Genomic DNA, 8,804 nt, shown 5'->3' with positions numbered 1-8,804 from the left:
TTGAATCAGCTCGTGAAAAACTTGAGAGGGCTTATGGTGCCCTCAACTAGTCAGAACTTGTGTGATGAAGTACTAGCAACTTACATTGCTTTAAATCGAATCGCTGTGCCGCCACTGGTGGCAAGCTTTAACGTTAGCTTATCATCAGCAGTTACAATGCGTTTTTCTACTTTTAAGTCGTAAGGGTTATTAACCCACTCAGCTTTGTCACCGTCGCGGTAGATTTGCGCTTCAAACTTTTTACCTTTATCTAAAAAGTCTAATTTCACTTCTAGCGTGCGGGCTTTTTCGTCTGTAACAGCACCTAGATACCAGTCGTTACCTGAGTATTGATCACGCTTGCGTTCTTTACGTGCAAATACAACGAAATCGCCAACTTCACCTTGTAGTGCAATACTTTGCTGCCAATCAGTTGGTACGTCTTGAATAAACTGGAACGCATCTGGCTTCGCTAAATAATTACGTGGTAAATCTGCGGCCATTTGAATTGGGCTGTACATTACAACATATAGCGCTAATTGCTTCGCTAGGGTTGTTTGCGGGCGGTTGGTATCGGCACCTAAACCGTTAAAGCTCATATCAAAAATACCCGGCGTGAAGTCCATAGGGCCTGCAAGCATACGTGTGAAAGCAAGCATTGGAATATGCTCAGGTGGATTTGGTGGTGTACCCCATGCGTTAAACTCTTGGCCACGGGCACCTTCACGAGCAATCCAGTTAGGGTATGTACGACGTAGGCCGGTATCTTTTATTGGCTCATGCGTATTGATACTAATCTTATGCTCAGCAGCAAGTTTCACGTTGTATAGGTACTCGTTTACCATGAACTGACCGTCGTGCCACTCTTTGCGGACAATGCCGTTCTCATCGACGCGTTTGATGTTACCACCGTCGGCTACGTAACCTGTTTTAACTTGGCTTACATTTGATTTTTCGTATAGCGCAAATGCATCTTCCATTTGGTTACGATAATTTGTTACGTTACCTGAGGTTTCGTGATGACCAATTAGTTGTACGCCTTTTTCTTTGCCGTAACGTGCCAGCTCTTCAATATCAAAATCATCATAAGGTTGAGTAAAGCTAAATACATCACCGTTATAAAACCAGTCGCCATCCCAGCCAATATTCCAGCCTTCGACTAGTACGCCATCGAAGCCATATTTAGCCGCGAAATCCATGTAATATTTGGTATTCTCAGTGGTTGCACCATGAATTTTACCGCTACCCCAGGTATTTTCATTGATGTGCATACCCCACCAAATACCTACGTATTTACCCGGTTTTACCCAAGAAACATCGCCCAGTTTATTTGGTTCGTTCAGGTTTAAGATGATATCTGAGTTGATTAAATCAACGGCTTCATCACCAATTTGAATTGTACGCCAAGGGGTATTAAATGCACCGTGCTTTTTAACCGCTACGCCGTCTGACCAAGGTGTTAAATCGGCTTGGAAAGTACCATCACGACGTTGGTTTAAAACCATGCCGGCATAATCAACAAGGGCTGCTTCGTGAATACTGATATGTACACCATTTTTATTTTTTAAAGTAAATGGTGTGTGCACAAGTGCAGCTTTATGTAGTGGCGTGGTGTTATAAACATACTCATAACGGTTCCAACCACGCGCTGGTATCCACCATGCCGTTGCATCTGATGAGTCTGTAATTGCAAACTCAGTAAGCTCTTTGGTGATTTCTACATCATCAAAACCAGCTTGCTTTGGTAATTCGTATCGAAAGCCGACACCATCATTAAAAGCGCGAAAACGTACTGTAAATGTGCCACCTTGTGGTTGTGGCTTTTTAAAGGTAACAGCGACTTCGTTATGGTTATCAACCACTGTTTGGCGTTCACCCCAAGGTTGTTCCCAGCTGCTTTTTACAGAGTCAGTGGTTTGGCTGCTAATTTTGTAACCTTCGCTCATTGCCGGTTGTTCTTTAAAAACAAGACCTAACGCTGAGTTAGCAATGACTTGTTTACCAGCAAAACTGATTTCGTAGCTAGGTGTGTGTTGTTCATCAGAAATGGTTACTTTGATCTGCCCATCAGGTGAACTGACGGTTGTGGTTTGTGCTAGGCAAGTACCTGAAAAGGCTGCTAACATTAAGGCAGTTAATCGCATTGTTGTTCCTTGGCGGCTTATGGTTATGGATTGTTGTCACGTATTCACATACATGCTTCAAGCATAAAGTGACTTGCCAGTTAATACGAGAGATCTGCATACGTATTCAACAAAGTGAGTGCTGTGATATCAGGCCCTATACTGAAAAAGGTTTAAAAAATGATAAGAATAACCCTGTTGCTACTACTATTGTTTAGCCAAGCTTTATTGGCGCAGCAAATACAAATAGTGGATAAGCAGAATCAACCGGTCAAAAATGCGGTTGTTTGGTTAAAAGGTTCTCAGCAGCTAACTTTGCCTGATACTCATTACACTATGAGCCAGCAGGAACGTGCGTTTGTTCCTCATGTCTTGGTTGTACCAAAAGGAGCGAATGTTGAATTTCCGAACCTTGATTCAATCATGCATCATGTTTACTCGTTTTCTAAAACGAAGCAATTTGAGCTAAAGCTTTACCATGATAAACCAGAACAACCGATTAACTTTGCGCAAACGGGCGTTGTAGAACTTGGCTGTAATATTCATGACTGGATGTTGGGCTATATTGTTGTGGTTGATGGCACTGTATTTGGGCAAACAGACAAACAGGGTATTGTAAATTTACCACTACCTGAAGGGCCTCATATATTGGCGGTTTGGCATGATCGCTTTAACGATATTAGTTCGCCAGAAACGATAGAAATTTCCACCTCTAATAGTCAATTTAGCTACAAATTAAAGCAAACTTTGTTACCAAAATTAGAATTAAACAACGATGAGTTTGATGATTATGAATAACTGGCAAGCCTTGGCATTGGTTAGTGTTTTGGGGTTACCTGCGCTGGCATTTGCTGAGCATGATGGCTTGGTAACTGTGACGGCTGTGCGTGGCGACCAACTGTTGAGCTATCAGCGAGAAGGAATTGGTTTGTACCGTTATGACCAAGAGCATGATGGTTTAGTGATATCCCAAGCTATGCTTAGTAGTCGTTTTGAATTAAGCCGAGATTGGTCTGCGCATACAGTGCTTAACGCTCATCCTGATCCTGAACTAACCGTAGGTTTTAGTCAGGCCTATTTACAGTATCAGCCTCTCACAGCAAGTCGCTATAAATGGGCTGTTAAAGCGGGTGGCTTTTATCCAAAAATGTCACTAGAGAATCCGCAAAGTGGCTGGATATCACCCTATAACTATACTAACTCAGCGATTAATACGTGGATAGGGGAAGAGGTGCGTGCCTTTGGTCTTGAGGCCAGTATTAAACGCCCAGGTCGTCAGTTTAGAAGTAACCACAGTTTTGAAGGCTTTGCATCTGTTTTTAAAGGTAACGACCCTGCAGGAACGCTGCTGTCATGGCGAGGATTCGCTATGCATGATAGGCAAACCACGTTTAATGAACAAATCGACTTTGCTATTCCATATTCATTCGAATGGGCGCAGCTAGATAAGCAAGCTGACTATGTTGAGCCTTTCGAAGAAGTAGATGGTCGCTTTGGATATTATTTAGGTATGCATTGGGATTATCAAAAAAGGTCACAGTTTCGCGTTTATTATTATGACAATAACGGTGACCCTGGTGCTTTAAATACCCGTACAGGTCAGTATGCGTGGGATACACGTTTTTTAAGTGCGGCATGGTTGTATAAGTTCAATCAGCAAACACGCATTATTGTTCAGATGTTAGATGGCAAAACCGCAATGGGTAAATACCGTGGGATAGATAACGATTTTTACAGCCATTTTGTTTTATTAAGCCACAAGTTAGACCAGCACCGTCTTACAATTAGGTATGATTACTTTAAGGTAAGTGATCATGATGATTGGCAATTTGATCCTAACCAAAGTCGTGGAGAAGCTTTAACCGCAAGTTGGCGCTATCAACTGTCAAACAAGTGGCAAGTAGGTGCTGAATATTCAGTGCTGAGCAGTGACGCTCAAAATAGACCCGGTATGGGATTTAATGAGCATAACTCGCAGCAGCAATTTCAACTTTCAGCGGGATGGCAATTTTAATTTCATACACTTTTATCGTTTTTCTACTACCATTCTAAAGAGTGGGTAGGTTAGATTTTGAATTAGGACAATGTATGAAGTTAAAAAGCATTCGCGTCAAAAGTTCGTTACCAATCGCGTTATTAGGTATTGCCATAATTCTCCTAATTGCGGGCTATACCTATTTAATTAACCTTCAAGAAGAAGCCATTGATGCACAGTCAGAACGTTTTTTAAAGGCTGTCTCTGTGGTTGTTAATGCTGATCGAGACTTGTATCAAGCCAAAGTGGCAGAGCTGCAACTTGTTACCCAATTGAAGGGTGATAAAGGCCAGCTTACTGAACATCAAGAGAATGCTGAACAAGTGAAAGATCGTTTTAAGCAATACTTATCTTATATGTCACCTTATGCAGAGATTGTAGGGCAATTCCGCAACTTTGATAGCGCGTTTGATGCTTGGTACAAAGCCTCAACAGCTTATATCAACAGCCCAGCTAACGCTTCGCAAAAACAAGCGGCTGAACAAACCTTCTCTGAACTACGTGATGTTTTAGATAAAGCGGGTGAAGTAGCTGAAAAAACGTCGCAAGACGAAACAGAAAGATTGATGGCTAAAATCATGGGCTTTAAAGTTATGCTTATGGTGATGATTGCAGTGGTTTTAGCTGTGGCGGGTTGGTTTAGTTATTTTGTACCACGTCAGCTTACAAAGCAGATCAACTTTGTCACTGAACGGATTAACGAAATTGCCTCAGGAGATGGTGATTTAACTGGCCGTATAAATGTTAAAACCCAAGATGAATTTGCCGAACTGGCAACTGCATTTAACCGCTTCTTAGATAATTTGCAGCAGCTAATTAAAGATATTTTAGAACAGGCAAAAGAGCTTAATACGCTTGGTAACGATCTAGGCAATTTCGCTAATCAAAACCATCAAGTAAATCAAAAGCTCAGTCAAGCATCTGAGTCTATTGTAAGTGCTGTACATGAAATGAGTGTGGCAAGCCGTGAAGTAGCCAATGTAGCGCAAAACTCATCCCATGAAGCCGATAACTCACAGCAGCTTGCTAAACAAGGTTTAACAGCCGTAGATAATTCGAGCCGTAAAATTACAGCGTTGTCAGAAAATATGGAACACGCCAGCCAGCGCTCAACGGAGTTGCAGCAAAGTTCAGACAACATTGCCAAGGTGCTTGAGGTTATTCGTGCGATTGCCGAGCAAACTAACTTACTTGCACTTAATGCGGCAATTGAGGCAGCTCGGGCAGGAGAGCAAGGTCGCGGCTTCGCGGTAGTGGCCGATGAAGTGCGAACACTCGCTACGCGAACCCAAGAAAGTACCAATGACATTCAAACAATGGTTGAACAGTTTGCCGGTAGTGTTGAGCAGTCATTGCAAGCTATTAACTCGGGTAAACGTTTTGCTGACGAGGCAGTAGCATCTTTCGCGCAAACGAATGATATTTTAAATGCCATGCAAGACTCATCTGTAAAAGTTAATGATATGGCAATGCAAACGGCACAAGCCACCGAAGAGCAAACCGCTGTTGCTGATGAAATCAGTCAAAACTTATCTGACTTAAATGATCAAACTCAGCAAGGGGGCGGGCTGGCAAGTTCAACCCAAGAAGTGGCAACTAGGATGACTCAACTAACTAATGAACTCAATCATTTAGTGAATCGGTTTAAGGTTTAATGCAATAAAAAAGGGCTCAATTGAGCCCTTTTTTACATCTAACTAAAACGCTTACTTTTTCTCAAAAGCACGTTTCATATAATTTGGTGTTGCTAATGCACCATGGTGAATACCTGCATTGTAGTATTCTGTGCTTTGCGCGAGTGTATTTGCATCGTCTTCACGAAAACCTGCAAACGCTTCTGACTTACGAGCAAGCGTCACTGACCATAAACCACTTGGGTAGATAGGTTGTGGGAAAGGTAGTGTTTGTAGGTCAACAAAGCCAACCTCTTTCATTGCGTCGCGCATTTCTACTAATAGTGGCATGTGCATAAGTGGTGATTCACTTTGCTGAATTAAGATGCCGCCAGGGCGAAGTGCAGTTAAACAGCTGGTATAGAAAGCATGGTTGAATAAACCTTCGCCTGGGCCAACTGGATCTGTACCATCGACAATTACCACATCGATTGATTCAGGCGCTGCTTCACGCATGTATTTAATGCCGTCGTCAAACATCACTGTAGCGCGAGGATCTTGGTTTGATTCACATAGCTCAGGGAAGTACTTAAGTGACATTTGCGTCACAACTTCGTCGATATCGATTTGTGTTACGCTTTCAACACCAGGGTGTTTTAATACTTCGCGTAAAGTACCGCAGTCACCACCACCAATAATCACAACGTTTTTAGGGTTTGGGTGTGCAAGCAATGCTGGATGACTGATCATTTCGTGATAAAAAAAGTTTTCACGGCTACTTACCATCGTACAACCATCAATAATCATAAGATTACCGAAGTCAGTTGTCTCGTACATTTCTACTTTTTGAAATGGTGATTGCTGTTCATCAAGCTTTTTAGTTATGCGTAGTGAAAAGGCGCTACCATCACGGTCACTAATTTCAGTAAACCAGTTGTTTTGATCTAAATTGGCCATCTTGCTTATACACTTTTGGTTAATGGTAAAAAAGGGGTGCAATTCTGCCAGTGCTTGGCCAATTGCTCAATCAAATTTTAATCAGTATAGCGAATATTTTTTATCACTTTGGCATAGAGTGCATTTTTTGTTAGCGTGGGCAGCTCGGGCGTATTAAAATGTGCGTTTATATTTATTGAAATTACAGAAGACATTGCCATGACTTGGGGTTTAGACAAAGCACGCGAAACATATAATGTTGCTCATTGGAGTGACGGCTATTTTGATATTAACGCACAAGGTGAGCTGGTTGCTTATCCTGATGGCGATCAAACAAAGTCAGCGATATCTTTGTCTGAGCTTACTGAACAATTTAAAAAGCAAGGTCTTACTTTGCCTGTATTAGTGCGCTTTACTGATATCTTGCAAAATCGTGTTGGCACTTTAACAAGTGCATTTACCAAGGCACGTCAAGCGCGGGACTATCAGGGCGAGTATACTTGTGTTTACCCTATAAAAGTAAACCAGCAACGCTCTGTTGTTAGCAAATTACTTGCTCACCCAAGTGGTTTAGTTGGCCTTGAAGCTGGCTCAAAACCTGAGCTTATGGCGATTTTAGGCGTAGCCAAAGAACCAATTACTATTGTTTGTAATGGCTACAAAGACAGTGAGTTTTTACGCTTAGCCTGTATTGGTCAAGGTATGGGTCACAAGGTTCACATTGTTGTTGAGAAGCTCTCTGAACTAACCACTTTACTAGCTGAAATTGATGACTTAGGCATTGAGCCATCGATTGGTATTCGTATTCGCTTAAACTCGGTTGGCAAAGGTAAATGGCAAAATACCGGTGGTGAAAAAGGTAAGTTTGGTTTAACTGCAGGGCAAGTGTTGTCTGCTGTTGAGCTACTTAAGTCGCGTAATAAGCTCCATTTAATGCAATTAGTGCATTTTCATATTGGCTCTCAAATAGCCAATATCCGTGATATTCACCGTGCATTGCGTGAATGTGCTCGTCACTTTGCTGAGTTAACGCAGTTAGGTGTACCACTTAATACAGTGGATGTAGGTGGCGGTTTAGGTGTTGACTACGAAGGTTCTGGTTCTCGTAGTTCGTGTTCAATGAATTACAGTGTCGATGAATATGCACGTAATGTCGTTAATGCGTTTGCTGAAGTGTGCCAACAACATGACCTTAAACACCCAGCCATTATTACTGAATCAGGCCGCGCGTTAACTGCGCATCACGCGGTATTAATTACTGATGTTATCGATGTTGAACGTGCACCTAACCATGCAAACCCAGCTGCGCCTGAGGCTGGCAGTGTATTGGTGCTCGATGAAATGTGGCAGTGCTTACAGCGGTTAACTCCGCGCATGGCACTAGAAATTTATCACGATGCAATGCACTTATTTAGTGAAGCACATGATCAATACGTTCACGGTTTGCTGACTATGATTGAGTGGGCGAAGTTAGAGCAGTTGTACTTCACTATCTTACACCGTGTTCGTGCTTCTCTCAGTGAAAATGCCCGTGCCCACCGTGAAGTATTAGATGATTTAAACGAAAAACTGGCTGACAAGCTATTTGTTAATTTCTCATTATTCCAGTCACTGCCTGATGTTTGGGGTATTCAACAGTTATTTCCTGTAATGCCAGTTGAAAACTTACATAAGCCGTTAACGCAACGCGCTATTATTCAAGACATTACCTGTGATTCTGATGGTCAAATTCGTAACTATGTTGAAGGTACAGGTATTGAGAGCAGTTTACCTATTCCTGAGTACAAGCAAGGCCAGCAATACCACATCGCGATGTTCTTAGTGGGTGCTTATCAAGAAATTTTAGGTGATCTACATAACCTGTTCGGCGACACAGACTCAGTGCATGTAGAGTTAACAGATGCAGGCTATCAGTTAACCAACGCAATTAAAGGTGACAGCGTTAAGGACGTATTAAAGTTTGTTGATTATGATAGCGACATCCTTGCTGAAAACTTTGCAAAACGGGTTAACTCACTGGCAATTGATGAGCAATCTAAGGCACAATATTTATCAGAACTAAATGCAGGCCTTGCTGGCTACACGTATTTTGAAGATTAAGCGTTAAAGGAATAAGTA

Annotated in this window: 6 protein-coding genes; 4 read left to right on the top strand and 2 right to left on the bottom strand. The window is 42.0% G+C overall.

Annotated features, from left to right (window positions below; translation table 11 throughout):
* Positions 1-80: 80 nt before the first annotated feature.
* The gene (locus ACSFVZ_RS18275) at positions 81-2,123 is read right to left on the bottom strand and encodes a glycoside hydrolase family 97 protein (protein WP_435559370.1); all 2,043 of its coding nucleotides are present in this window, start codon (positions 2,121-2,123) and stop codon (positions 81-83) included.
* Between the two features lie 159 nt (positions 2,124-2,282).
* On the opposite strand from ACSFVZ_RS18275, the gene ACSFVZ_RS18270 reads away from it, so the two are divergent.
* The 3 genes from ACSFVZ_RS18270 to ACSFVZ_RS18260 all read left to right on the top strand — a co-directional run bounded on the left by ACSFVZ_RS18270 (position 2,283) and on the right by ACSFVZ_RS18260 (position 5,792).
* On the top strand, positions 2,283-2,900 hold the full coding sequence (locus ACSFVZ_RS18270; protein WP_138558480.1) for a methylamine utilization protein: 618 nt from the start codon (positions 2,283-2,285) through the stop codon (positions 2,898-2,900).
* Positions 2,887-4,116: a hypothetical protein gene (locus ACSFVZ_RS18265; protein WP_421967710.1), complete on the top strand. Its 1,230-nt coding sequence runs from the start codon at positions 2,887-2,889 to the stop codon at positions 4,114-4,116. Before ACSFVZ_RS18270 ends, ACSFVZ_RS18265 begins: the two co-directional genes overlap by 14 nt.
* Before the next feature lie 74 nt (positions 4,117-4,190).
* On the top strand, positions 4,191-5,792 hold the full coding sequence (locus ACSFVZ_RS18260) for a methyl-accepting chemotaxis protein (RefSeq protein WP_435559369.1): 1,602 nt from the start codon (positions 4,191-4,193) through the stop codon (positions 5,790-5,792).
* Between the two features lie 51 nt (positions 5,793-5,843).
* On the opposite strand, the gene speE is transcribed toward ACSFVZ_RS18260, so the two are convergent.
* Entirely contained in the window at positions 5,844-6,707 is an 864-nt protein-coding gene (gene speE / locus ACSFVZ_RS18255) for a polyamine aminopropyltransferase (RefSeq protein WP_135922880.1), read from the bottom strand.
* A 198-nt stretch (positions 6,708-6,905) separates the two neighbouring features.
* Here speE and speA point away from each other — a divergent pair, with 198 nt between their 5' ends.
* On the top strand, positions 6,906-8,786 hold the full coding sequence (gene speA / locus ACSFVZ_RS18250; protein WP_135922879.1) for a biosynthetic arginine decarboxylase: 1,881 nt from the start codon (positions 6,906-6,908) through the stop codon (positions 8,784-8,786).
* Positions 8,787-8,804: the final 18 nt, after the last annotated feature.

It is taken from the genome of Pseudoalteromonas nanhaiensis, assembly GCF_051235485.1.
Classification (GTDB): Bacteria; Pseudomonadota; Gammaproteobacteria; order Enterobacterales; family Alteromonadaceae; genus Pseudoalteromonas; species Pseudoalteromonas lipolytica_C.
Note: the sequence above shows the minus strand (reverse complement) of the source record. Positions and strands in the feature narration are given on the sequence as shown.

What these genes read in the sequence shown, in the direction of transcription:
- ACSFVZ_RS18265 (WP_421967710.1), top strand. Translation starts at nt 2,887, where the DNA reads ATGATTATGAATAACTGGCAAGCCTTGGCATTGGTTAGTGTTTTGGGG.
- speA (WP_135922879.1), top strand. Translation starts at nt 6,906, where the DNA reads ATGACTTGGGGTTTAGACAAAGCACGCGAAACATATAATGTTGCTCAT.
- ACSFVZ_RS18260 (WP_435559369.1), top strand. Translation starts at nt 4,191, where the DNA reads ATGAAGTTAAAAAGCATTCGCGTCAAAAGTTCGTTACCAATCGCGTTA.
- ACSFVZ_RS18275 (WP_435559370.1), bottom strand. Translation starts at nt 2,123, where the DNA reads ATGCGATTAACTGCCTTAATGTTAGCAGCCTTTTCAGGTACTTGCCTA.
- ACSFVZ_RS18270 (WP_138558480.1), top strand. Translation starts at nt 2,283, where the DNA reads ATGATAAGAATAACCCTGTTGCTACTACTATTGTTTAGCCAAGCTTTA.
- speE (WP_135922880.1), bottom strand. Translation starts at nt 6,707, where the DNA reads ATGGCCAATTTAGATCAAAACAACTGGTTTACTGAAATTAGTGACCGT.